The organism is Brevibacillus nitrificans, from assembly GCF_003710965.1.
Lineage (GTDB): Bacteria > Bacillota > Bacilli > Brevibacillales > Brevibacillaceae > Brevibacillus > Brevibacillus centrosporus.
Genome location: NZ_RHHU01000015.1, coordinates 58,679 through 81,418 on the forward strand (window position 1 = coordinate 58,679; position 22,740 = coordinate 81,418).

25 protein-coding genes are annotated in these 22,740 nt (G+C 52.8%); 15 read left to right on the top strand and 10 right to left on the bottom strand.

Annotated features, from left to right (window positions below):
- Positions 1–179: 179 nt before the first annotated feature.
- Positions 180–935, bottom strand: coding sequence for an SDR family NAD(P)-dependent oxidoreductase (locus EDM59_RS22365; RefSeq protein ID WP_122925647.1), 756 nt, complete (start codon positions 933–935; stop codon positions 180–182).
- A 126-nt stretch (positions 936–1,061) separates the two neighbouring features.
- On the opposite strand from EDM59_RS22365, the gene EDM59_RS22370 reads away from it, so the two are divergent.
- Both EDM59_RS22370 and EDM59_RS22375 read left to right on the top strand, forming a co-directional pair.
- Positions 1,062–1,694: a nitroreductase family protein gene (locus EDM59_RS22370; RefSeq protein WP_122925648.1), complete on the top strand. Its 633-nt coding sequence runs from the start codon at positions 1,062–1,064 to the stop codon at positions 1,692–1,694.
- Positions 1,695–1,834: 140 nt separating this feature from the next.
- A complete protein-coding gene (locus EDM59_RS22375) occupies positions 1,835–2,611 on the top strand; it encodes an SDR family NAD(P)-dependent oxidoreductase (RefSeq protein ID WP_122925649.1) in 777 nt (258 codons plus the stop codon).
- Between the two features lie 54 nt (positions 2,612–2,665).
- Here EDM59_RS22375 and EDM59_RS22380 read toward each other — a convergent pair whose 3' ends face one another.
- The 3 genes from EDM59_RS22380 to EDM59_RS22390 are packed head-to-tail and all read right to left on the bottom strand — an operon-like array spanning position 2,666 to position 6,185.
- Entirely contained in the window at positions 2,666–4,078 is a 1,413-nt protein-coding gene (locus EDM59_RS22380; protein ID WP_122925650.1) for an ATP-binding protein, read from the bottom strand.
- Entirely contained in the window at positions 4,065–4,772 is a 708-nt protein-coding gene (locus EDM59_RS22385) for a response regulator transcription factor (protein WP_122925651.1), read from the bottom strand. The genes EDM59_RS22380 and EDM59_RS22385 overlap by 14 nt, the downstream gene beginning before the upstream one ends.
- Positions 4,773–4,820: 48 nt before the next feature.
- Positions 4,821–6,185, bottom strand: a complete 1,365-nt coding sequence (locus tag EDM59_RS22390) for a VCBS repeat-containing protein (RefSeq protein WP_122925652.1) — start codon at positions 6,183–6,185, stop codon at positions 4,821–4,823.
- Between the two features lie 297 nt (positions 6,186–6,482).
- On the opposite strand from EDM59_RS22390, the gene EDM59_RS22395 reads away from it, so the two are divergent.
- The 3 genes from EDM59_RS22395 to rpmG all read left to right on the top strand — a co-directional run bounded on the left by EDM59_RS22395 (position 6,483) and on the right by rpmG (position 9,050).
- Positions 6,483–7,433, top strand: coding sequence for a hypothetical protein (locus EDM59_RS22395; RefSeq protein WP_122925653.1), 951 nt, complete (start codon positions 6,483–6,485; stop codon positions 7,431–7,433).
- A 241-nt stretch (positions 7,434–7,674) separates the two neighbouring features.
- The gene (locus EDM59_RS22400; RefSeq protein WP_122925654.1) at positions 7,675–8,886 is read left to right on the top strand and encodes a GTP-binding protein; all 1,212 of its coding nucleotides are present in this window, start codon (positions 7,675–7,677) and stop codon (positions 8,884–8,886) included.
- Between the two features lie 14 nt (positions 8,887–8,900).
- A complete protein-coding gene (rpmG, locus tag EDM59_RS22405; protein WP_122925655.1) occupies positions 8,901–9,050 on the top strand; it encodes a 50S ribosomal protein L33 in 150 nt (49 codons plus the stop codon).
- A 2-nt stretch (positions 9,051–9,052) separates the two neighbouring features.
- Here the strand turns inward: rpmG and EDM59_RS22410 are convergent, their stop codons facing one another.
- Both EDM59_RS22410 and EDM59_RS22415 read right to left on the bottom strand, forming a co-directional pair.
- Positions 9,053–10,189 (bottom strand): glycerate kinase, encoded by a 1,137-nt coding sequence (locus EDM59_RS22410; RefSeq protein WP_122925656.1) that lies wholly within the window; start codon positions 10,187–10,189, stop codon positions 9,053–9,055.
- A gap of 98 nt (positions 10,190–10,287) precedes the next feature.
- Positions 10,288–11,454 carry a cation:proton antiporter gene (locus EDM59_RS22415; protein ID WP_092270693.1) on the bottom strand — a complete coding sequence of 389 codons (1,167 nt, stop codon included), beginning with the start codon at positions 11,452–11,454 and terminating at the stop codon, positions 10,288–10,290.
- Between the two features lie 235 nt (positions 11,455–11,689).
- Between EDM59_RS22415 and EDM59_RS22420 the strand changes: the two genes are divergently transcribed.
- A complete protein-coding gene (locus tag EDM59_RS22420; RefSeq protein WP_183193009.1) occupies positions 11,690–12,031 on the top strand; it encodes a cupin domain-containing protein in 342 nt (113 codons plus the stop codon).
- A gap of 68 nt (positions 12,032–12,099) precedes the next feature.
- On the opposite strand, the gene EDM59_RS31635 is transcribed toward EDM59_RS22420, so the two are convergent.
- From EDM59_RS31635 to EDM59_RS22430, 3 genes are all read right to left on the bottom strand, one after another.
- Complete coding sequence (locus EDM59_RS31635) at positions 12,100–12,234, bottom strand: hypothetical protein (RefSeq protein ID WP_258957775.1); 135 nt, start codon at positions 12,232–12,234, stop codon at positions 12,100–12,102.
- Positions 12,235–12,272: 38 nt separating this feature from the next.
- Positions 12,273–12,554 (bottom strand): hypothetical protein, encoded by a 282-nt coding sequence (locus tag EDM59_RS22425; protein WP_122925658.1) that lies wholly within the window; start codon positions 12,552–12,554, stop codon positions 12,273–12,275.
- Positions 12,555–12,681: 127 nt separating this feature from the next.
- Complete coding sequence (locus EDM59_RS22430; protein WP_122925659.1) at positions 12,682–13,101, bottom strand: Lrp/AsnC family transcriptional regulator; 420 nt, start codon at positions 13,099–13,101, stop codon at positions 12,682–12,684.
- A gap of 116 nt (positions 13,102–13,217) precedes the next feature.
- Between EDM59_RS22430 and EDM59_RS22435 the strand changes: the two genes are divergently transcribed.
- The 5 genes from EDM59_RS22435 (at position 13,218) to EDM59_RS22455 (ending at position 17,513) form a co-directional block, all read left to right on the top strand.
- A complete protein-coding gene (locus tag EDM59_RS22435; RefSeq protein ID WP_122925660.1) occupies positions 13,218–13,976 on the top strand; it encodes an MBL fold metallo-hydrolase in 759 nt (252 codons plus the stop codon).
- Positions 13,977–14,134: 158 nt separating this feature from the next.
- The gene (locus EDM59_RS22440) at positions 14,135–14,728 is read left to right on the top strand and encodes a winged helix-turn-helix domain-containing protein (protein WP_092270708.1); all 594 of its coding nucleotides are present in this window, start codon (positions 14,135–14,137) and stop codon (positions 14,726–14,728) included.
- Positions 14,725–14,988 (top strand): hypothetical protein, encoded by a 264-nt coding sequence (locus tag EDM59_RS22445; RefSeq protein ID WP_122925661.1) that lies wholly within the window; start codon positions 14,725–14,727, stop codon positions 14,986–14,988. Before EDM59_RS22440 ends, EDM59_RS22445 begins: the two co-directional genes overlap by 4 nt.
- Before the next feature lie 43 nt (positions 14,989–15,031).
- On the top strand, positions 15,032–15,613 hold the full coding sequence (gene clpP, locus EDM59_RS22450) for an ATP-dependent Clp endopeptidase proteolytic subunit ClpP (RefSeq protein ID WP_122925662.1): 582 nt from the start codon (positions 15,032–15,034) through the stop codon (positions 15,611–15,613).
- A gap of 211 nt (positions 15,614–15,824) precedes the next feature.
- Positions 15,825–17,513, top strand: coding sequence for a methyl-accepting chemotaxis protein (locus EDM59_RS22455; RefSeq protein WP_122925663.1), 1,689 nt, complete (start codon positions 15,825–15,827; stop codon positions 17,511–17,513).
- Positions 17,514–17,581: 68 nt separating this feature from the next.
- Here the strand turns inward: EDM59_RS22455 and EDM59_RS22460 are convergent, their stop codons facing one another.
- Positions 17,582–18,832, bottom strand: coding sequence for an MFS transporter (locus tag EDM59_RS22460; RefSeq protein ID WP_122925664.1), 1,251 nt, complete (start codon positions 18,830–18,832; stop codon positions 17,582–17,584).
- Between the two features lie 300 nt (positions 18,833–19,132).
- Between EDM59_RS22460 and EDM59_RS22465 the strand changes: the two genes are divergently transcribed.
- From EDM59_RS22465 to EDM59_RS22480, 4 genes are all read left to right on the top strand, one after another.
- Positions 19,133–20,926 carry an SgrR family transcriptional regulator gene (locus EDM59_RS22465; RefSeq protein WP_122925665.1) on the top strand — a complete coding sequence of 598 codons (1,794 nt, stop codon included), beginning with the start codon at positions 19,133–19,135 and terminating at the stop codon, positions 20,924–20,926.
- A gap of 71 nt (positions 20,927–20,997) precedes the next feature.
- Positions 20,998–21,237, top strand: coding sequence for a hypothetical protein (locus EDM59_RS22470; RefSeq protein ID WP_246011190.1), 240 nt, complete (start codon positions 20,998–21,000; stop codon positions 21,235–21,237).
- 74 nt (positions 21,238–21,311) lie between these two features.
- Positions 21,312–21,776 carry a metal-dependent hydrolase gene (locus EDM59_RS22475; protein WP_122925666.1) on the top strand — a complete coding sequence of 155 codons (465 nt, stop codon included), beginning with the start codon at positions 21,312–21,314 and terminating at the stop codon, positions 21,774–21,776.
- Between the two features lie 26 nt (positions 21,777–21,802).
- Entirely contained in the window at positions 21,803–22,693 is an 891-nt protein-coding gene (locus EDM59_RS22480) for a proline iminopeptidase-family hydrolase (protein ID WP_122925667.1), read from the top strand.
- Positions 22,694–22,740: the final 47 nt, after the last annotated feature.

The following is a 22,740-nucleotide window of genomic DNA, read 5'->3' on the forward strand; positions in this document are numbered from 1 at the left end:
TTTTTCGTTGAGAATTTAGTAGTAAAGGGCAGCCAATTCTGTAAAGGCAAGAATCAGATACCCGATGGCAAGCAGCCATAGAGCGAGCAGTCTGAGGTCTTCCTCTTCAAATGGCATGGGACTCCTCCTTTGTCTCTGGTTACTACCAAGGTATTCAAAAGGAGGGGCATTGGTTTAGCTTATGGCACGTAAATCATCTTTCGCGTCATGCCGCCATCGACGATCAGCTCTGTGCCCGTAATAAAATCGTTGTCCTTCTGGGTCAAAAATAGGCAGGCGCGGGCAATGTCATCGGGTACACCGACACGCCCGGCTGGATGCTGGGCATGATCCTCGTGACGCAGGGCGGAGTAGTCGCCATTTTCGATCCAGCCTGGAGAAATCGCATTCACCCGGATACCGTCAGGACCGAGGGAAACAGCGAGTGCATGAGTCAAGGCGAGGATCCCGCCTTTGGAGGCTGCGTACGCTTCGCTATTGGACTCAGACATGTGCGCACGCGAAGAGGACAGGTTGACGATGGCTCCTTTGCCCTGTCTTTTCATGATTTTGGCTGCCTCCCGCGAGCCGAGAAAGACGCTTCGCAGGTTGGTGTTGAGGATATGATCCCACGCTTCTACAGGGAGCTCGTAGGGGGATTCCCAGGTGGACAGCCCGGCGTTGTTGATCAGCACGTCCAATCGACCCCAGCGCGCATCGACCATGTGCATCAGCTGTTCGATTTCAGGTGGCTGGCTGACATCTGTTTGGTGGAACGTGGCAGACCCAGTAGTAGAGGAGGAGGCTTGGATAGCTTCGGCGACGGCCTCTCCAGCTTCTCGGTTCCGTTCGGCGATGATGACATGCGCGCCATTGGCAGCGTACTTGGTCGCTACAGCACGTCCAATCCCGTTTCCGGCACCTGTGACGATGACAATGTTATCCGTGAATGTCATGTTGTTGTCCTCCTAACAATAGAAAAGTGAGATTGAAAAGTATAGTTGCGAAAAATACCTAACTATAATAAAGTAAGTAATATCCACTGAATAGATCAACTGTGTGAAACAAAAGGAGGCTCTCACATGCAAACAGATCAGAAATTAACAGCCGAACAGGCGATGGAAGCAAGACATAGCGTACGTAAATATGATCCGAACGTAGCGATCCCTCAAGGGGAATTGAACGAAATCCTGCGTCTGGCAGCTAGCGCGCCATCCTCATGGAATCTGCAGCACTGGCGCTTTCTGGTCGTAACCGATCCGGCTATCAAGCAAAAGCTTCTGCCAATCGCGTACAACCAGCAGCAAGTCGTAGATGCCTATGCTACTATCATCATACTGGGAGATCTGGAAGCAGACAAGGCTGCGACTGTCGTGTACGACCAGGCGCTGGCAAAGGGCCTGGTTCCTCAGCAAGTTCGCGATACGATGATTTCCCAAGTCGAGAATGCGTATAAAAACAATCCGGAAATGGCACGCGATGAAGCGATCCGCAATTCCTCCTATGCTGCTATGCAGTTGATGCTGGCTGCCAAAGCGAAAGGCTATGACACTTGCCCGATGGGAGGCTACGACAAAGCGAAGCTCGTAGAAGCCTTGAACATCCCGTCCCGTTATATCCCATCGCTAATGCTCACCATCGGGAAAGCCGCCGTACAAGCACACCCAACAGATCGCCTCGGACTTGACCAGCTGGTTATTGAAAACAGTTTCTAAAGCAAACAAAGGGAATGCTACGTAGCGTTCCCTTTTTCAACGGATATCTAGAGGGAAGCACGCAAGCAAGTTGACAAACGTTGTCCCATTTTTTACCATGCGTGTAAATACGCATTCACAACGATAGGTGATGAAAGCTGATGAAGCAGGGACATGTATTGCTGACAGGTGCATCCAGCGGGATCGGCTGGGAGCTGGCGCAGCTTTTTGCCCAGGATGGTTATTCGTTGATTGTGGTGGCACGTCGTGCAGATAAGCTGCAGGAATTGAAAAGCAAGTGTGAAGCGTACGGGGTAGATGTGCATGCGATTGCCAAGGATCTGGCACAGCCGCACCAAGTGGAGGAATTGTACGAGGAAGTCACACGCCAACAGCTTGCGGTCGACATTCTGGTCAACAACGCGGGCTTTGGCAGCTATGGCTTGTTTCAGGATAGCAAGGAGCAGGAGGATCTGGAGATGATCCAGGTAAACATTACGGCACTTACACGCCTGACCCGATTGTTTTTGCCAGAAATGGTGGCGCGAAGAAGAGGACGCATCCTCAATGTCGCATCGATCGCTGGCTTCCTGTCCGGTCCTTTGATGGCGGTCTACTATGCGACGACAGCGTATGTGCTCTCGTTTTCGGAGGCGCTGGAAAACGAGCTGCGGGGAAGCGGCGTCACCGTGACGGCGCTTTGCCCAGGTGCGACGGCCACAGGCTTTGAAGAAAGGGCAAGCCTGCAGGACTCGCGACTGTTCCGGGGAGGAGTCATGGACGTCAAGACGGTGGCGAGGATTGGCTACCAAGGGCTCATGCAGGGACAGACGCTGGTCATTCCCGGCTGGAAAAATCGCCTGCTTACCTTCTCCGTTCGCTTGGCGCCGCGCAAGCTGGTGACCGCGATTGCGCGCCGGGTGCAGAGCAAGATGTAGGGAGAGATAGTCGCTTGCCTTATAACAAAAAGGGTAGGAGAGTCGCGGCTCTTCCTACCCTTTTGTCGCTATGTTTATGGCCTTGGCTGCTGGCAGCTCGACTGTGATCGTAGTTCCTTCTCCGAGCGTGCTGCTGACGTACAGCCGCCCACGATGCAACTCGACGATTTCCTTGCAGATGGCCAGTCCCAGTCCACTTCCCGACTGCTTGGATCGACCTTTGTAAAACTTCCCGGTAATATGCGGGAGGTCGTCTGCATCGATGCCCTCGCCGGTATCCCCAACGGAGATCATCAGTCTGCCGCCGGATTCCGTGGCGGTTACCGTGATGGTGCCGTCGCGGGGGGTAAATTTGAAGGCGTTGTCGAGCAAATTGACGAACACCTGCTTGAGGCGATTGAAATCGCCCATGATTGCGAGGGGAGCAGGGGGGATCTCCAGCTGGAGCGCCACCTGTTTTTCCTGGGAGCGAATCGCGAATTGCAGGTGAACGTCGTCTAACACCTCCCGCAAATCCATGCGTTCTAGGGAAAGCTTCATTTCTCCGGACTGAAACTTGGAGAAGTCGAGCAGCTCCTCCACGATCCCGATCAAGCGGTCTGTTTCCTTGGAGATGACCTCCAGCCCGAGCATCGTCTCTTCAGGCTCCTCGAGCCCTCCCGAGATCAGCGTTTCGCCCCAGCCCTTGATGGACGTCAGCGGGGTGCGCAGCTCATGAGAGACAGAGGAGATAAAGTCGTTTTTCAGCTTCTCATTTTTCCCGATCTCAGCTGCCATGTAGTTAAATGTCTCAGCGAGTGTTCCTACTTCGTCGTCGTAGCGTTTGGCGGCACGAGCCGAGTAGTTTCCTTTTGCCATTTGGATCGCGGCTTTGGTCAGGTCCTCGATCGGGTCGACGATGCGCTTGGCGATGATCAGGCTGAGGGCAAAGGCAAAGAACACCACGCCCGCGCCGACACCAGCTCCGTACAAAGCAATCTGGTTGACGGCGTGATACAGCGGCTCTGCTGAAATCGTATAGCGCAGGACCCCGGCATATTCCCCTTGGAAGGTAAGCGGCGTGGACACTGCGATGACGCGTTCCCGAGTCTGCGGGCTTTTCCCCACATGGACCCCCGTCAAGCCCCTCAGAGCGTCGGAAACATCAGGTGTATCAATGATTTCTCCTGTTTGAAAACCGTATGAGTTCAAGATGACTTTTCCACTTGCATCGAGCACTTCGATTTTTGCGTACTCTTCGTTCGAGGCGTTCTCCAAAATGTAGCGCGCCTTGTCTTTGAGGCGATAGCCGGTAGCGTACTTGTTGATAAAATTGGTATAAGTCGTGGAGCGGGTCACCAACGCTTCGGTGGCTGTGCCAAAGTAGTACGTGTGCACGGCCCAATAAAACAACCCTTCCAGCACGAGAACGATCAGGAGCAGGATCAGGCCGAAATAAACAATCAGCCGGGTCCTAATTCCCTTCATCGGTAACGTCCTTTCGCCATAGGTAGCCATAGCCCCACACGGTCTCCAGGAAGGCAGGGTGGGCGGGATCGTATTCGATTTTTTGGCGGATGCGGCGAATGTTGACATCGACGATTTTCAAGTCGCCGACGAAGAATTGACCCCATACGGCAGTCAGAATTTCGTCGCGGCTGATCGCTTTGTTTGCATTCTCCGCCAGCAGCTTGATAATCGCAAATTCTTTTGGGGTCAGGACGATTTCCAGATCCTTTTTGATCAGCTTCCGTTCATCCAAAAGCAACGTAAAGGGATGGATGTCGATTTCATTTTTTTCAACAGGAGCCTCGACAGGGGTTAGCCGGCGGTGCAGCGCTTTTACACGCGCCAACAGCTCTGCCGGACTGAACGGCTTGCTTACGTAGTCGTCAGCCCCGAATTCCAAGCCCATTACTTTATCGAGCTCCTGGCTTTTGGCGGTCAGCATGATGATCCCGAGGCGAGGATATTTTTTGCGCAGCAGACCGCATACCTCGAAGCCGTCAATGCCCGGCAGCATGACATCCAGGATCGCGATCTCCAAATTCTGCTGGCTGTCCGCAAGCTCCAGCGCTTCTTCCCCGGTCGTTGCCTCCACGACTTCAAAGCCTTCCCGTTTCAGGTTGATGCGGACAAAATCGCGAATGGACTTTTCATCTTCCAGCAGCAGCACTTTCATCGTGTTCGCTCCTTTCCTGTATAGCTTGTGACGATTGTCGCTCCCCGATTAAAGGGGAATCCGCAACGGGCGGTAAAGCTGACGGATCTCATCCTGTGTCAGCAGCATCGCCTTGTACTTCTGCAAGGAGACGGAGTCCAGATCTGGCGTTCCCTGAGGGGAAATCGCCACGAGAACCTGCTTGCCCTCTTCTTTCAGCAAGACATAAGGAGCATGCTTTTGCTTGAGCTGGTCCTCGACCTGGCTCCAGGATTTTTGCGGGATCGTATGCAGAGCAAGCAGCTCCGCTTTTGCCTTCGTTTCCTCGTCAAAATAGAGTAGGTGAATGATGGGAGAATCAGACTCTTGCCCGATTTCAATGGTGTAACGATCGCCCCATTTTTGGGGAATGCGAAAATCGATGGCATTGCCGTAATTTTGGTAATGGTCTTCGACGTGAGTCAAGCCGGAAGCTCCATCCCAACGGTAATAGGACGATATCCACGGGATGGCCACCATAGGCAAATCGTCCGTGCCTTTGGGCTGCGTACTTACGCCGATCTCGATGATCCCATCGCCATTGATGTCCTCGCTGTATAACGGATAGGGCTTGAACGTCAGATCCATCTGTCCCTCGACTTTTGCCAGCGGGCTATGCAGCTGCCCGTTCTCCAGCAGCAACAGGTCAGTCGACGCCGAATGCGCACCAAGCCCTGCTTCCACGAACAATCCGTTCTGCTTCTCGGAGGCTTTCCCGATCAATGCCTGTTCATAGCCATTTACCCCGCCATCGAGGGCGAGCTCTGCAATCTTGTCGAATTTGTCATGGGCCACCCCGTAGATTTGCGCCTGCGAGGTCAGATTGTTATGGTCATGGATCACGAGGGCGAGCTCCGCTTGATCGTCTCCCGTCATATCGCCAACAGCCAAGACGGAATACGTCTGCTTCAACAGCTCCTGCAGGTTTCCTTCTGCGAGGGAGAAGACAGAAAGCTCTTTGTTCAGATCGTCACCTCCGCCAAAACCGATCAGCATTTCGGGGATGTGATCTCCCGTCATGTCCAAAAATTGAACGTAATCCAGCTCGCTTCCAATGCCTGTATAGGTGGCTACCTTTGACCAGCTGCCTTGCTTTTGGGAGAGGATCAATACGCCGATTTCATAGTCGGTTTTTTCCGACTTGTAAAAGGCAGTGACCTCTGGGGAGCCATCACCATTCAAATCCTGCAGCGATACGGCACTCGACTCGTCGGGATGCAGGGGGACAGTCAATTGAGAGCCGGGCGGCAAAAACTGCATTACCGCCTGATTGATCGATTGCTGGTCACCATCTGCGGAAGGTGCCCGCATCAATTCGTTAGGCGTATCGGTTAGACCGCATCCACTCAGCAGCGTGGAGGTGATTGCGGCAGCGTATAGCCATGCCTTTTTCATGAGGATGATTCCTTTCTGCTCTTAGGTCGATTGACTCTATTGTAGCCTGACAGACTCATAAAGTTGTTGCAAACCGGTTAAAAAACCCCGGTGAGACCTATGGGCTATGAAGTATCCGTTTTTAGAGGAAAGCCTGCATCGGCTCATCTGATAAAAAAGAAGGAAGAAAACAGGAAAATATTACTTGCAACATTTGGCTTATCCCACTCGTTAAGAATACGAAAGGGAAGGGTATACATGGGTGTAACGATTTGGAAATAGAAAGACAAAAGAACCCGGTAGAAGGAGGACGATAGTATGAAAGCATGGTATAAATCTTTGGTGGCTGTCGCATGCAGCGGCGCAATTCTCTTTGGCGCGGGCCTGGGGGCTGATCCGGTTCAAGCGAAAGCAATCAACACGCAGTCTTTTGCATCCGTTGTCCTATTGCCGCCTCAGACGAACATTCCATTTCAGATTCAATTTGTGGATGGCTTCAAGGTCAATGTGACGAACGGTTTGACAAAAGCAGTCAGTACCTTTGATGTGTCTGCCAATAAAGCGACATATGTACGACAAGGAGTGTACCAAGGAAACGGCAAGCTGGCAAAGAAAATGAACGGTTTCTCGCAAAAGCTGGCCCAGCTGATCCCGTACTACGATGCCAATGGCAATCTTCGCTGGAAAGGTCAGCAAATCATTTGGGGCGTGAACGGGGAAGACCGCATCGCCGTTGCGACTAGCGTCTGGAACGTCGTGGACCAAAAGCCGCAGCTGCTCAGCGTTTCCGTACAAAAGGCGGACTGGGACAACTTGCCGTCCACGGAGGTAGATGTCAACAGCGGCTTCAGCATGGGGAAAGACATTACCTATGTACTGGACACCAAGTACGCGGATGTGACAGGGGATGGTGTGAAGGACCACATCTTCTTGATCGGAGATAAAATGGGCAGCGCCATGAACCTGCGAGCAGATCATCTTCGCGTCGTCGTACGTGAAGGGGAGTCCAACCAGCAAACCTTCATTTCCGTAGGTCAACGGGACAGCGGTCACATGCCAAAGCTCGCGATCACACATGGCAATCCGGATGGAATCAAAGACATCCTGGTAACTATGCCAAATGCAACGGGGGATACTTACAGCCTGCTGACCTGGAAGGACAATCGACCTGCGGCAATCGTAGACCAAGCGCAGCTGAACGTACGAAGCGTTTACCAGCCCGTCATCAGTGCTTACGGGGAAGCGATTGCGATGAATAAAGGGAAGTAATTTAAAAAGAACCAAGATCTCCGGAAGGAAGGGAAGCTCCTTTTTCACGATGTGAAGAAGGGGCCTTTTTTATGCCATAACAAATAGCCAAACCTGCCTTCAGCGTTTCGCCAAGCGATAAAGTTACAATTAAATCGTAATTATTACGTTTTATCTTGACACCTGCATCTGGGTGGGTGTAGGATAATCAACAAATCGTAATTGTTACGATTTAAAAAACTCTCAAGGAGCGAGTAAAAGAATGACAGACAAACGGATACCCGTTACGGTCTTGAGTGGCTATTTGGGAGCAGGCAAGACAACCCTGCTCAATCATGTGTTGAACAATCGCGATGGGCTGCGAGTGGCCGTCATTGTTAACGATTTAAGTGAAGTCAATGTAGATGGGGCTCTCGTTTCACAAGGAGGGGGGATCTCTCGCGTGGAGGAAAAGGTAGTGGAGATGTCCAACGGATGCATCTGCTGCACGCTGCGTGAGGATTTGCTGACAGAAGTCGAGCGACTGGCTTTGGAAGGGCGATACGATTACATACTGATCGAATCGACTGGCATCGGTGAGCCAGTACCTGTCGCGCAGACCTTTACGTATCTGGACGAGGAAAACGGGATCAACCTCTCTGCCCACTGCCGCTTGGATACGATGGTAACAGTCGTGGATGCGTATCGCTTCTGGCATGACTTTTCCTCGGGAGAAAGTCTGCTGGACAGAGAGCAGGCCGTAGGGGAGGAAGACACCCGCGAAGTGGTCGATCTGCTGATCAGCCAAATCGAGTTTTGCGATGTTCTCATCCTGAACAAATGCGATCTGGTAGACCCAGAGGATTTGCAGCAGCTGGAAGGAGTTCTGCGCAAGCTGCAGCCGAACGCCCGGCTGATTCGCTCCAAACGGGGACAGGTAGAGCCACACGAAATTTTGAATACAGGCTTGTTTGATTTTGAACGTGCCAGTCAGTCGGCGGGCTGGATTGCCGAGCTGCAAAAAGAGGAGCATACACCGGAAACGGATGAGTACGGGATTTCCTCTTTTGTCTTTCGTGCAAGACGCCCCTTGCATCCCGAACGCTTTGGGAAATGGCTCACCCAATGGCCGGAAGAAGTCGTCCGGGCAAAGGGCTTCTTTTGGCTGGCGACACGCAATGATGTGGCCATGACGCTAAGCCAGGCGGGGCCTTCGATCGAGGTGGGAGTTGCCGGACTTTGGACAGCAGCGCTACCGGAAGCCGAGAGACAAATTCTGCTCGCTGAAGATCCAGAGTGGCAAGCAGGATGGGATCCCGAGCATGGAGATCGAATCAATGAGCTTGTCTTTATCGGCATCGACTTGAACCGGGAGCAGATCGAGGACCAATTGCAGATGTGCCTGTTGACTGACGAGGAGTTCGCGGCTGATTGGTCGCTGCTTCCTGATCCTTTGCCTACGGCTGACACCGTCGTAGAGACAATGACTTCCTAAGGAGGAGCTAACTGATGAGAGTCAATATTACTTTGCAATGCACAGAGTCGGGGGACCGCAACTACATCACGACGAAAAACAAGCGCACCCATCCTGAGCGTCTGGAGCTGAAAAAGTACTCTCCACGCTTGAAAAAATACACCCTACACCGGGAAACCAAGTAGCACTAAAGCCTTCGATGGGAAAAAAGGCGAATGGCCTGCTCGGCGGTTTTGGCCAAAAGCTCAGGCGCCTGCTGCATAGACTGCTCGAGCGTCATCGGTTTATTGGCGATACAAAAAACGGCGGTGACGCCTTCCTGATAGAGCGCTTCTATGTCTTTTCCAACTGACCCTGCCAGTACGAGACAGGGGATACCGGATTGTTTGGCGAGCCGTGCAACTCCGGTGGGCGTTTTCCCTTGAGCGGTTTGATAATCGACTTGACCTTCACCGGTTATGACGAGGTCTGCGCCCGTCAAGGCAACCGCGAGTCCGGTCGTCTCGAGCACAATCTGGATGCCTGACTGCAGCTGGCCTCCCAAAAAGGCGAGTAAGGCACCTGCTACCCCACCCGCTGCACCCGTTCCTGGCAAGTCGTGAATCGCGATTCCTTCTGTTTGGTAGATCAGGTCGGCAAAGCGGCGCAGACTGTCATCGAGTTGGGCCACCATTTCTGGTGTGGCACCTTTTTGTGGGCCAAAAACGTGAGACGCACCGTTCGGACCCACAAACGGATTGGTGACGTCACAGGCGACGATGAACTGACATTCCTTGAGGCGCGGATCGGCTTGACTGTTGTCCAGTCGTTGCAGCCTGGCGAGCGCGCCGCCTCCAAAAGCAATCGCTTGATCCAGCTGGTCGAGCAGTTGAAAGCCGAGGGCTTGCAGCATGCCTGCCCCTCCGTCGTTGGTCGCACTGCCACCGATGCCGAGAATAAAGCGGCGGCAGCCCAGATCAAGCCCTGCGCGGATCAGCTGCCCAAACCCGTAGGTCGTGGTATGCAGCGGATTTCTCTCCTCTTCGTTGATGAGATAAAGACCAGCTGCAGCGGCCAGCTCAATCACGCAGGTGACGCCATCCCCGAGAATACCGAGCGGGGCAGTAATGTCGCGGCCAAGCGGATTTTTTACAGGCGCATACAGCAGCTTGCCGCCTGTCGCATCTACCAGGCATTGCAGGGTACCTTCTCCACCATCCGCCATCGGCTTGATCACGATCTCGCTAGCCGGCATGGCTTTGCGTACCCCAAGGGCGATGGACTTTGCGACCTCTAGCGCAGTGAGACTTCCTTTAAAGGAATCAGGGGCAATGACGATTTTCATGACGACCGACCTCCTTCTTTCTCCCCTTCATTATAATGGAAAAACGCCCTCCGACTGAACCGCTTGAATAGCAGGTGCAGCGAGGGCGTGATTTGTTTTTACGCGTTCTTTTTCAAGGCCAGAGAATCATGACGGCTCCCTTTCTCGGAAAAGAAGAACTTCATCATAGGAGGCGTTACAACGGTTGTCACGAGGACAACCACGATCAGCACCGCAAACATGTCTTGGGTGAGCAGCTGATTTTCCAGCCCGATAGCTGCAATGATCAGGGCAACCTCCCCGCGAGAGACCATCGCAGAACCGATCGCAATCGAGTTACGCCATGGAAATCCCGTCAGCTTGGCGCCAACAGCCCCTCCGAACAGCTTGGAGGCGATGGCGAGAATACTGAGGGAGACGATCAACCATAGATTTTCCCCGATTCCGTCAAATTGGGCCGTGATTCCCACAGAGGTAAAGAAGATGGGGACGAACAAGGAGTAGCCGATCGTTTCCACTTTGTGCGTAATTTCATCCCGGAAGTTTGTAAGACCAATCGCCACACCGGCGATATAGGCGCCGATAATGGCAGCTACCCCCGTGTACTCCGCAAAGTAGGCAAACAGAAAGCAGATGATCAAGCCGGCTGACATGACGGATTGCGTGACTTTCAGTGCGGCAAACTTGCTGAGAGCCCACGGAACCACTTTCCATGACACCAGAATAATAATCGCAAAGAATGCGATCTTTTTCAGAATCACCATCCCCAGATTGATATCGCCGCCTGTAAAGCTCATGAGAAACGCCAATGCCAGAATGACCAGAACGTCATCGATGACGGCAGCGCCCATGATCGTCGAGCCCTCCTTGGAGCTAAGCTTGCCCAATTCCTTGAGCGTTTGTACCGAGATGCTCACGCTGGTAGCAGAGAGCAACAGCCCCAGAAAGACCGATTCAATCGACGAGAGTCCCATCGCGAGTCCAGCCCCATAGCCCAGAGCCAGCGGAACCACAATTCCCATGACGCCGACAGAAGTCGAGGCTTTTCCGGTCCGCTTGAACTCATGCACGTCCGTTTCCAGACCAGCGATGAACATGAGCAAGATCACACCGATTTGGCTGAGCTCTGAAATGATTTCCGTATGGGTCACGAAGCCGAGCACGCTTGGCCCCAGAACAATCCCGACCAAGAGCTTTCCGAGAACGGAAGGCTGACCTAGGCGCACACTGATATCTCCCGCTACTTTGGAAGCGATCAGAATCACGGCGAGCTGTAGAATGAGCATGTGATTTCCCCCTTTGGATCGAATAAAAAAACAAAAAGAGCCTGCAAACATAGCCTCCCTTTTGTCAGACTTCCGAAAAAAGACAAAAAGGACCCTATGTTGACAGGCTCCACCGGTGTTCAATACTTATGAACTTGTTCGTTGACCTACACTTATTTTACCATGAGGATACCGAATCGTAAACCAATTCAGCCAGGAATTCACTGGGAAGTGTATGGGAGTGGAGGGAATGTCGATCAAAATCAGCAAAGAAAACGCAGAACACTACATCTGGGGAGGAGTCTGTGATGGCTGGCATCTCGTGAAAGGGCAGGAGCTGAGTGTCATCCACGAGCGAATGCCCGGTCAAACGGCAGAGGTGCGCCATTACCACGAGCGGTCTCGTCAGTTTTTCTTTGTGCTCAGCGGACAGGCTGTACTAGAGGTAGAAGGTGTTCGTCATATCATCGGAAGTCTGGAAGGTGTAGAGGTTCCTCCAGGGGTGTCCCATCAGATGCGGAACGAAGGAGCGGAAGCGGTGGAATTCCTTGTCATCTCCCAACCGACGACTCGGGGAGACCGCATCAACGAGGAGTAGGAAAAAAGAGCAACAAAAAAGCCTGGCCGTCTACGAAACGGGCAGGCTTGCTATTTTGCATCGCTACGTTACTTCATGTTGATAAAATCGGTCATTTGCACAAAAGCGTCTGCCAGTGCGTGAAGGCTCTCTGCCGTTTGGAAGGCAAAAATGGGCAGGCTAACAGCAAATAATAAAGCTTCTCCGATGTATTTGGCGATCATAAGATCTACCTCCTTTTTGGTCTGTTCCAGCAAACGGATTATCCAAAAATCAGGAGATCGTATGTATCAGGTTCGCCATCTGCGTGCTGCGTGCGCCGGAATAATCGGGTGCGCAGCGGTTGCCTTGCCGCCATTGGATAAGTTTCAACCATACCAGGATTAATGCTGGGTTGATAAGCATCACTTAGGTGCCATTGAATAGCCGGCTTTCGTGGAGACGCACACCTTCTCAAGTAAAAGATCGAGGTGAAGCACCCCACAAAAAGGGCGAGCAAGGCGAAGAAATCCTCCAGGGAAAGCAAGAACAAAAAGTCTTCCATGGCGATTCTCCTCCTTTCTGTTGGCAACGCAAGAACCTGCGTTCTTGGTAACCATCATTCTACTCCTGTTCACATAATCAGGCAACCCATAATCATGCGGAAAATGTGTGCAGTCGAAATCGTTGTCCTATTTGATTTTTCCGATGGAGAGGCTGATTCGGTAATTGCCAAAAGGCAGCAGCTCATCCAAAAGAGCGGTGAGAGCAGTCTGGTCCCTGACACGCACGATCAGGGAGTAACAGCCTTCGCCGCTGGTCCGATAGGCTTCGGCGATTTCTGGCCGAGTGGACACAAAGCGAATGAAGGACTGGTGGTCATTGGTATTCATGAACATCGAGACAATCGCGGTCAACGAAGGCTCGGCTGGTATTTTGGAGGTATCGATCCTTGTCGTATAGCCTTGAATCACTCCCTGCTCCTCCATCCGTCTGATGCGGTTGCCCACGGCCTGACCGCTCAAATGGACTTGTTCCCCGATGTCTTTCCATTGAAGTCGGCTATTTTCACGCAGCAAATCGAGAATAGACAGGTCTGTTTGATCGAGCATGACAATCTCCTTTCACGGCGAAAGCGAACGGATGCCTCTTCTTTCGCGGCATCAGCCACGTCCGTTTTACAATGAGGGTAGTGATACTAGTATAACTGGCAAAGGAGAGATCGAACATGCACATTCAGCTCGTACGTCATGCAACCCTGCGAGTTACCTATAAAGGACACACGCTTTTGGTGGATCCGATGCTGAGCACACCAGGAGAGCTGCCAGCCGTGCCCAATACGCCAAATCAGCGTCCCAATCCGGGAGCAGCGCTTCCTATCTCTGTTCAGGAGGTACTGGAGGGGGTGGATGCGATTGTGGTTACGCATACGCATGGGGACCACTTGGATCCAGCTGCGATCAAACAGCTTCCGAAGCATTTGCCGCTGTTCTGCCAGCCCCCTGACAAAGAAAAGCTGTCCGAGCACGGCTTTGAGCAAGTGATCGTCGTCCAGGAAGCGCTGGAGTGGGAAGGCATTCGCTTCCAGCGGACAGGCGGACAGCACGGAACGGGGGAAATTGGAAAGCAGATGGGACCGGTATCGGGTTTTGTGCTGCAGGCAGCGGAAGAGCCCACCTTGTATATGGCAGGGGATACGATCTGGTGCGAAGAGGTGGAGCAGGCGCTCGCAATCTTTGATCCGAATGTCATTGTAGTTTTCGGCGGGGCTGCTCAGTTCCTGGTGGGAGATCCGATCACGATGACAAAAGAGGACATCGTGCAGGTGGCGCAAAATGCTCCTGGCAGCCAGGTATTTGTTGCCCACATGGAAGTGTGGAATCACTGCTTGCTCACGCGTAGGGAGCTATCCGAGTACGTGGTCGAGAACAAGCTGGCGGATCGTGTGCACATCCCGCAAAACGGCGAGACGGTGGAATATCGGTGAGAAGACCAACGGCAGATTAGAAAACACAGGCTCCGCGGATAAAGCGGAGCTTTTTTCATTTCCCTTAAGTAAAAGTTAGGCTCACCCATCATTTGACAAATGAAAAGCTACGTAATAAACTATTTTTACGTAAATGATTAATGTCATGAGGTGTTTTAGTGGCACATGAACAGTTGGAGACGTATGTAGTCGAATCACCGGAACAGGCGATGGCGCTGTTGAACCCGCTGCGAGCAGAGATTTTGAGCCGGTTGACGGAGCCAGCGTCCGCTGCTGAGGTAGCCCGTGGGATCAACGAAATTCCCCAGCGGGTGAACTATCATTTGAAAGCGCTGGAAAAGGTCGGGCTGGTGCGCAAAGTCGGCAGTCGTCAGGTGCGCAATCTGGTTGAGGTGCTCTATTTGGCCATCGCGCGGACATACGTTTTATCGGAAGCATTGAACTGGGCGAGTGATACGGTCCAGCAGATGAAGGATCAGGGAGCCTTGTCGCATCTGGTCAATACAGCGGAGCGAATCAAAAGGGATGCCCTGGCTTTGATGGAGCGCTCCGATCAGGAAGAGCAGATACCGAGTGCGACGCTCGACGCCAGCATTCGTCTGGCGAGTGCAGAACAGCGAAGTGCCTTTGTCGAGGAATACGTGCAGCTGGTGAATCAGCTGGTGAAAAAGTATCAGACACAGGCACAAGGGCAAGAGACGTATCAAGTCATTCTCGCTGTGTATCCGAAAGAAGGAGGAACAGAGTCATGAGAGCAGAGTCCACTTCGCCAAGCAAGGCCAGACCCGTAGTGGTTTGGGAAAGCCGCCCGGAGCGTCAATCGGGCAATGTCATTTCGCTTCCGTCTCGGGCAGGGAATCCCCCAGCTGTGGAGCAGGAGGCTTCCGTCAAGACGTGGACAGTGGGGCCTGCTGAGAGCCCGGCTATCGTCACAGAGGTGTCCTCCGGCTTTCACCACAAAAGTGTGCAGGCTGCTTCGCCGCAGTCGATGTGCATGTGCAATGCCGCTTAACAGTCATTACCAAATATCCCGTCATTAAAAGGAGGCGTTTTGGATGAATCTTATTCCGGTAGTTGTAGAGCAAACCAGTTACGGTGAGCGTTCGTATGATATCTACTCCCGTTTGCTGAAGGATCGGATCATTTTTCTCGGCAGTGCCATCGATGATCAGGTAGCCAATGCCGTCGTGGCACAGCTGCTGTTCCTGGCGGCGGAAGACCCGACAAAGGACATTCATCTGTACATCAATTCGCCGGGCGGGTCCGTAACGGCGGGGATGGCGATCATTGACACCATGAATTTCGTGAAGCCAGAGGTATCTACGATTTGCACAGGGATGGCCGCTTCTATGGGGGCTATGCTGCTGGTAGCGGGAGCGCCGGGCAAACGCTACGCTCTCCCGAATGCAGAGGTCATGCTTCACCAGCCATGGGGTGGCAGTCAGGGTCAGGCGAGTGACATCAAGATCGCAGCCGATCGGATTTTGCGCCACCGCCATTTGCTGTACTCCATTATCGCCGAGCGCTCTGGCAAGACGGTGGAGCAGATTGAAAAGGATGCGGACCGTGATTACTTCCTATCGGCAAAAGAAGCATTGGAATACGGCCTGATCGACAAAGTCATCGAAAAGCTGTAGAGCCAGAGCTTACGGCAAGAGTTAGGAATTGAAACGGGCACGATCTGGTGTGAAGTAGAAGAGTGGTTCTAGTGAGGATTCCCCGCGCGGCTGTGCGGGGTTTTTTGCTTGCGGCGAAGTTTGAAGGCATAGAGGACGGGGAACAGATAGTGTGGGGGTTCGACTGTTTTCGACATTTCTCCCGGTTGTAACAAAAAGAAGGAGGCTCATCATGAAAATCAGAACCAAATTCATCATTGCGTTTGGCGTCATTTTGGCTATCATGCTAAGTTCAGGCACTTATATGTACGTTCAAACCAAAATGCTCACCGCCTCTTACACGGAGATGATCGATGAGGGAGAGCTTCTCACCTCGCTGCGTGAAATACAATTCGTCATGACAGGGCGCAACAACGACGAACGGGGCTATTTTTTGACTGGAGATGCCTCGTACGCAAAGGAAATGCAAGAAAGAGTGGAGAGAATCGCAGCCCTGGCTGATAAAATAAACAAGAATCCGCATACAATTCAGAAGTACGGGAAAGAGTTGGAACCGCTACAGGAACGCTTCAACGCTTATTTGGAAGCGAGCAATAAAGCGGTAGATGCCTATGCAAAAGGGGATCGGGAAGAAGCGATTCGCCTCCACTTCGGTGACGAGAGACAAGCGCGAAAGCAATTGGACGAGATTATCGATCAACTGACTGTGAAGGTAAGCGTCAATAAGGAAGCGGAAAAAGCCAGATTGGAAACGAACCGCGTTACTTCGGAAATCATTCAATCATCCTTTAGCGTTGTAGGAATTCTGTTTGCAATCATGATGGGAGCCTTTCTCGTTCGCTCCATCGTACTGCCTATTTACCGGATTCAAAAGCAGCTTACTGCCATTGCAGACGGAGAAGGCGATCTGACACAGGAGCTGTCGGTTACCTCCAAGGATGAGATCGGGAAGCTGGCAGAATCCTTTAACCGGATGATTCGCAATTTGCGGGAGCTTATTCTGCAAGTGAGAAGTCACGCCGAACAGGTAGCGGCATCAGCCGAGCAGCTCACGGCCAGCTCGGAGCAGACGAGCAAGGCTACCGAGCAGATTGCCGGCACTGTGCAGGAGATGGCAGCAGGCAGTGAGCATCAGGCGCAGAATGTGGAAGCCAGTCACCTCGAGGTCGAAGGGATGGCTGCGGGGATCGGACAGATCGCAGTGCGTGCCGAGAACGTATCCGCCACCGCCATTCGCACTTCGGATCTTGCTGCAGATGGAAATCAGGCCATTCAGCTCGTCGTTAATCAGATGGATGGTATGGGGGAAGCCATGGAAAGCCTGACACGTCTGGTCAGCGGGTTGGGTGCTCGCTCCGAGGAGATCGGCCAGATCGTGGACGTAATTACGGGCATCGCGGCGCAAACGAACCTGCTCGCGTTGAATGCTGCGATTGAGGCGGCTCGTGCCGGTGAGCATGGCAGAGGCTTTGCGGTCGTGGCAGATGAGGTGCGAAAGCTGGCTGAGCAGGCTTCGACGTCCGCTGGCAAAATCACGCAGCTAATTGAAGTGATTCAGAGAGAAACCCAGGAAGCGATTCTTTCTGTAGAGAAAAGCTCGGAGCAAACGGCTCTGTGCATGGATGGAGTAGCGCAGGCAGGCCATGCGTTTGCCCATATCCGGGATGCGGTCGTCCGGGTCACGACAGAGGTGCAGGATGTCTCCGCCGCTTCCCGCACGCTGACGGACAGCACAGAAAAGGTAGCGGAATCGATGCGGGTGATTGCCAGAGTCACTCAGCAAGGCGTATCGCGCACGCTGGATGTCTCAGCAGCGACAGAAGAGCAGCTGGCGTCGATGGAGGAAATTTATACATCCGCTATGTCATTGGCGAGTCTGGCAGAAGAGCTGGAGAAGCTGATGGCCCGTTTCAAGGCGTAGAAAACGGAAAAGCAACCAAGCCACAGACCCATTTTAGGGCAGTCTGTGGCTCTTTCTTTTACCAATCCCTAAGCCAGCCTCCACAAGGACAGCCTGCGATAGACGAGAAAAATCAGAAGGTTGCCGACTGCTGCAGCCAGGAAAGCCGCCCATGGACCTTGCCAGACCGTCACCCAGCCGGAGCCGTAAATCGAGAAGACCATCCCCAGCTTGAAGATGGAGCCAGTAATTCCGCTGATGCGGCCTATCAGGTGAGTCGGAGTGGTTTCCTGGCGAAACGTCCAGATGCAGATGCTTTCAATCGTGCCGATCATCCCCGACAGGAAGAGCGAGAGGCACAGCATCCATACATTTTGCGCGAGTGCCATGAGCAGGTAAGCGACACCGAGCAGCAAAATCGTCGTCCCCAGGATGCGTCCAGTCGGGAACCGCTTGCGCAGGCGCGCGACCAGCGTACTGCCGATGAGTCCCCCTGCGCCTGCTACCGAGAGAACGAGTCCTAGCTGGGAGTTGTTCAACTGCAAATGGTCTTTGGCGAAGAAGATGAGCATGGCGTCGTACACACCCGATGTCGCATTGAGAAAGATGACAAGGATCGTAATCATCCACAGCGGCCGATTGGAAAGAAGCTCCTGCCACCCTGCGCGAAAGTCCTGCCAAAATGTTCCCTTCGCAGTGCTCACGGGAGGCTCCTTTTCCCGCTCGAGGAACGAGACGGCGATCAACGCGACCAGGTAGGCGGTCCCGGTAATCAGCAAACCGTTGTGCAGGCTTGCAAGCAGCAGGATAAAGCCGGAGATGGCAGGTCCCATGATGTCGATCAAGGTGAACAAAAAGGAGAAGCGGGCGTTGGCCGTGGTGAGCAGTGGCTTGGGAACCACCTGCTTGATGATGCTGACCCGGGCATTGCTGTAGCCGTAGTTCAGTGCCATGAGCAGGAAGCCGGCCAGGTAAAAGTGGAGAATCTCAGCTCGTCCTGATTCGACGAGTGCGTACAGGAGAAACAGGAGCACCATCTGACCAAACACCATCCACTGAGACCAACGCTTTTTAGAGAAGCGGTCTACCCAGACGCCGATGAACATCGCCAAAAGCAGATTGGGCAAAAACTCGATGCTCTTCATCGTAGTCATGGTAAGGGGAGAGCGTGTCATATCGTACAGGATGAGTGGCAGGGCAAGCTCGTAGACCTTTGCTCCGCAGGTGACAAAAGCAGAGGTCAAAAACAGGATGAGAAACGGGCGGTTACGCCAAATGGACGTCTGCGAGGCCGATTTTTCCTCGGGGGTTGCTCCAGTCTGTATGTCAGGTGCAGACACAGCATTTGCCTCCTTTTAGGTATGGGGGTGTCAACTGCTTCGATGCTTTTTATTGTAGCTTGGAAAAGGGGAAGAAAAAGGGTAAAGTAATCTGGAATGAACTTCCCCTTTTTAAACGGATAGGAATTTATAAACGTAGTGCTTATGAATTCCGGAGCGCATGGCGAAGTGCCTCAGCGTCCGCTTCTGGCATTCCTTTGGTAAAACTTTCCGCGAAAACGCGGTCGCTCCTCCTCGAACAGGCCTCGATAGAGATATTCTTAAGGAAAAGAAAGCTACTCGCCAAAGAAGGTGTATTCCATGCAGATCGCTTATCATTACCTGCGGCTTCGCCAGCATTTTGCCCACGTGGGGGAAGGTGTGCGGCAAGAAGTGACGCTTTCTGAGCTTGCCGCCATTTTCTATTGCACGGTACGCAACGCCAAACTGGTGGTGAAGCAGCTAGTGGAGCTGCAATGGCTGGAATGGTTTCCAGGTCGGGGCAGAGGAAATGTCTCGCAAGTGGTTTTTTTGCGCACAAAAGAGCAAATCGTTTTACCTCTGGCCCAAGCGTACGTACAGCATGGAGATATGGAAAAGGCGATGCAGCTGCTCCTGGAGTGGAGTGTATCTGCTAGAGCCAGAGAACGCTTTTTGGATTGGTTGTCGGGACAGTTTGGGTTTTTGACCGAAGAAGGAGGGGACCGGACGCGGGATACGCTCCGTATGTCGTTTTACCGGACGATTCCAGCCTTGGACCCTGCGTACGTCGGACGGGCGACAGAGTCGCATATGGTCAAACAGATTTTCGATACCCTCATACGCTACGATGAGGAAAAAGGGATCTTTTTGCCTCATATTGCCCACCATTGGGAAGCCAACGACGATGGGACGGAGTGGACGTTTTATTTGCGAAAAGGCGTACTGTTTCACCACGGCCGAGAGCTGACTGCTGACGATGTCGTCTGGACGCTGGAGCGCATCGGAAACCCCAGGACAGGCTCGCCTTATGAATGGATGCTGCAGGACGTGGCACAGATCGTAGCGATCAGGGACACCATCGTGAAAATCAGTCTCTCTCGCCCCAACCAGCTGCTCCTGTCTTACCTAGCTTCGGATCGACTTTCGATCGTTCCACGAGAGGTGGTCGAAGAAAAAGGAGAACGTTTCGCTCGCGAGCCTGTCGGAACAGGGCCGTTTACTTTGGTGGAAAACAGCGATCAGATGTTTATTCTGGAAGCATTTCCTGCCTACTTTCTCGGCCGAGCTCACCTCGATCGGGTAGAAATATGGATCGTACCTGAGCCCACCTCCATCGAGGGAGAGGTACATCTCGTTCAGCTGATGCCGGATCGCTATGAGCGAAAAGACAAATGGCAGGAGCTGCAGAGGCTGGAAAAGGGCTGCAAATACATGGCGTTTAATGTAAGGCGTGACGGTCCCCAGCAAAATCCTGCGTTTCGGGAAGCGATCCATCGTTTGCTGGATCGGGAAAAAATGATTCGGGAAGTCGGAGGAAAAAGGTATCAGCCTGCCAGCGGTTTCATTCAGGAATGGCAAACCGAGCCGCACATTCCAGGTCCCGTACGTCCGGATGAGGCAAGAGAGCTGCTCGCAGCAGCTGGCTACCTGGGAGAGACAGTCATGCTGTATACGTACAAAGGAGCGGGAAACGAGCAGGACGCAGAGTGGCTCGAGCGCCATTTGCAAGCGATGGGCGTTTGCGTAAAGACGGTTGTCGTTCCGATTGTCGAGCTGCAAAAAGAGGAAACGCTGCTCCAAGCGGATGTGATTCTTGTGGGGGAAGTGTTTGACGATCAGCTCCTGATGGGACTCGTGGAGATGTACAAGTCGGATCGGGGGTTCATGCGTTTGATCTGGGACGAGCCTATGCGTGAGACGATCGATCAGGAGATGGACAAGCTCATGAGGGAGAGCGAGCCTTTGCGACAGCGAGAAGCCCTGATGCAGGTGGAGGAGCGATTGAAGGAACGCTTTGTCGTACTGTTTTTGTATCATTCGCTTCAGCAGTCCTCTCATCACTCTGCGCTAGCGGGCGTCTCCTTGAATGCGTGGGGGTTTGTCGACTACAAGGACATCTGGTTCAAGCCATGATGGAGTCTGTACCCCTGTAGCTGATTGGGCTATGATAGAAGTCAGGTGTTGAAAGAGGGAGGATTTGCCACATGAAATTGTTCCGTTTTGATCAGCAGGTAGGTCGAAAAATCGATCGCTTTGACTCTGCGCACGCGACGATTTCCCGCATTATGCAAACACCAGGCCCGGTGCACATCGGCTGCATACATGTGGAAGCAGCTGGAGTGGTTGGCTATCATCCGGCAGTCGTCCCTCAGCTCTTTTTGGTCGTGTCAGGAGAAGGCTGGGTGCGTGGGGAGATTGCAGGTGTAGAACGAACACAATCGTAGAGAATAAGGAACCGCCAGACGCACTAACGATGCACAATTCTCCTTACTAACGATGAAAGTCGGTGTGAAAGGCAATGACATGGAAGACACATCTGGTACTGGGGGCCATAGCTGGTTACTACGCCTACCCTTCATGGAAGGGAGTTGCGATGGGAGCCGGGATGGGACTCTTGCCAGATATTGATCAAACACGAAGCAAGCTGGGGAGCATGGTAAGACCGCTCTCGTACGCCATGCAAAAAGGAATGGGGCACAGGACCCTGACACATTCCTGGGTGATCCTGCTTTTGCCTGCCTTATTATTTGGAGATACCTTCCTGGCGAAAGCGGCCCTGTTTGGTTTGTTGTCCCATCTGATCAGTGACGCGATGGTGGGACGCATCCAGTTTTTATGGCCGATTCGCCAAGGCTGGATCGGCATCAAGCTGACCAAAAGACTGTATCGACAGATGGATCGACTCGTATTTTATATGGCGGTCGCCTACCTGCTGTATTGGGGCTATAATGGAGGCGCAGAAAGACTGGTTCAAACCCTGTAGCAGGGAAAGAAATGGGAGGGAACGGCATGGAGCGAAAAGAAGGCTATGTGAAGGTTCCAGGGGGCAGAGTATGGTACAGCCTGCTCGGGGAAGAAAACAAGGAGAAGACTCCTCTGATCGTGCTGCATGGTGGGCCGGGCAACACACATGATCCGCTTCAGGCAGCCCTTCACGTTCTGGCTGACGAAAGACCGGTAGTATTTTACGATCAGCTCGGTTCGGGAAATTCCGATCGGCCGACAGATGATGCGCTGTGGAAAACAGAGCGATTTGTGCAGGAGCTTGCAGATATTCGCGAAGCACTTGGCCTCGACCACGTACATATTCTGGGGCATTCCTGGGGAACGATGCTCGCGGCCGCTTATCTGGTGGATCGCAAACCGGCAGGCGTGCAGAGCGTCATTTTTTCCAGTCCATGTCTCAGCGCGGAACGCTGGAAGCAGGATGCGGATCGCTTCCTGGCCGAACTGCCGAAAGAGGTGCAGGAGACCATCTCGAGGCACGAAGAGCAGGGAACGACGGACTCCAAAGAGTATCAGGACGCTATGAAAGTATACTACAGCAGACACGTATGCAGACTCGATCCTTTGCCAGCTGTGATGGTGGAAAGCCGCTCCAAGGGCAACAAGGATATCTATATGAAGATGTGGGGACCATCCGAGTTTTGTCCGACGGGAAATCTCAAGACATTTGATTACACGCCCAAGCTGCATGAAATCGAGATTCCCAGCCTTTTTATCTGCGGGCGATACGATGAAGCAGCACCGGAGTCAACGCAGTATTATCAATCTCTAGTCCCGAATGCAAAATTCCATGTCTTTGAAAACAGCTCGCATCTCGCCTATCTGGAGGAACCAGAAGCGTATCGAAAGACGGTTCGGGCATTTTTGGAGAAAGCGGATCGCACTAGTAAATAGAAGAAAAAGAAAAAACGCGGGAGTCGAACGATCCCCGCGTTTTAAAG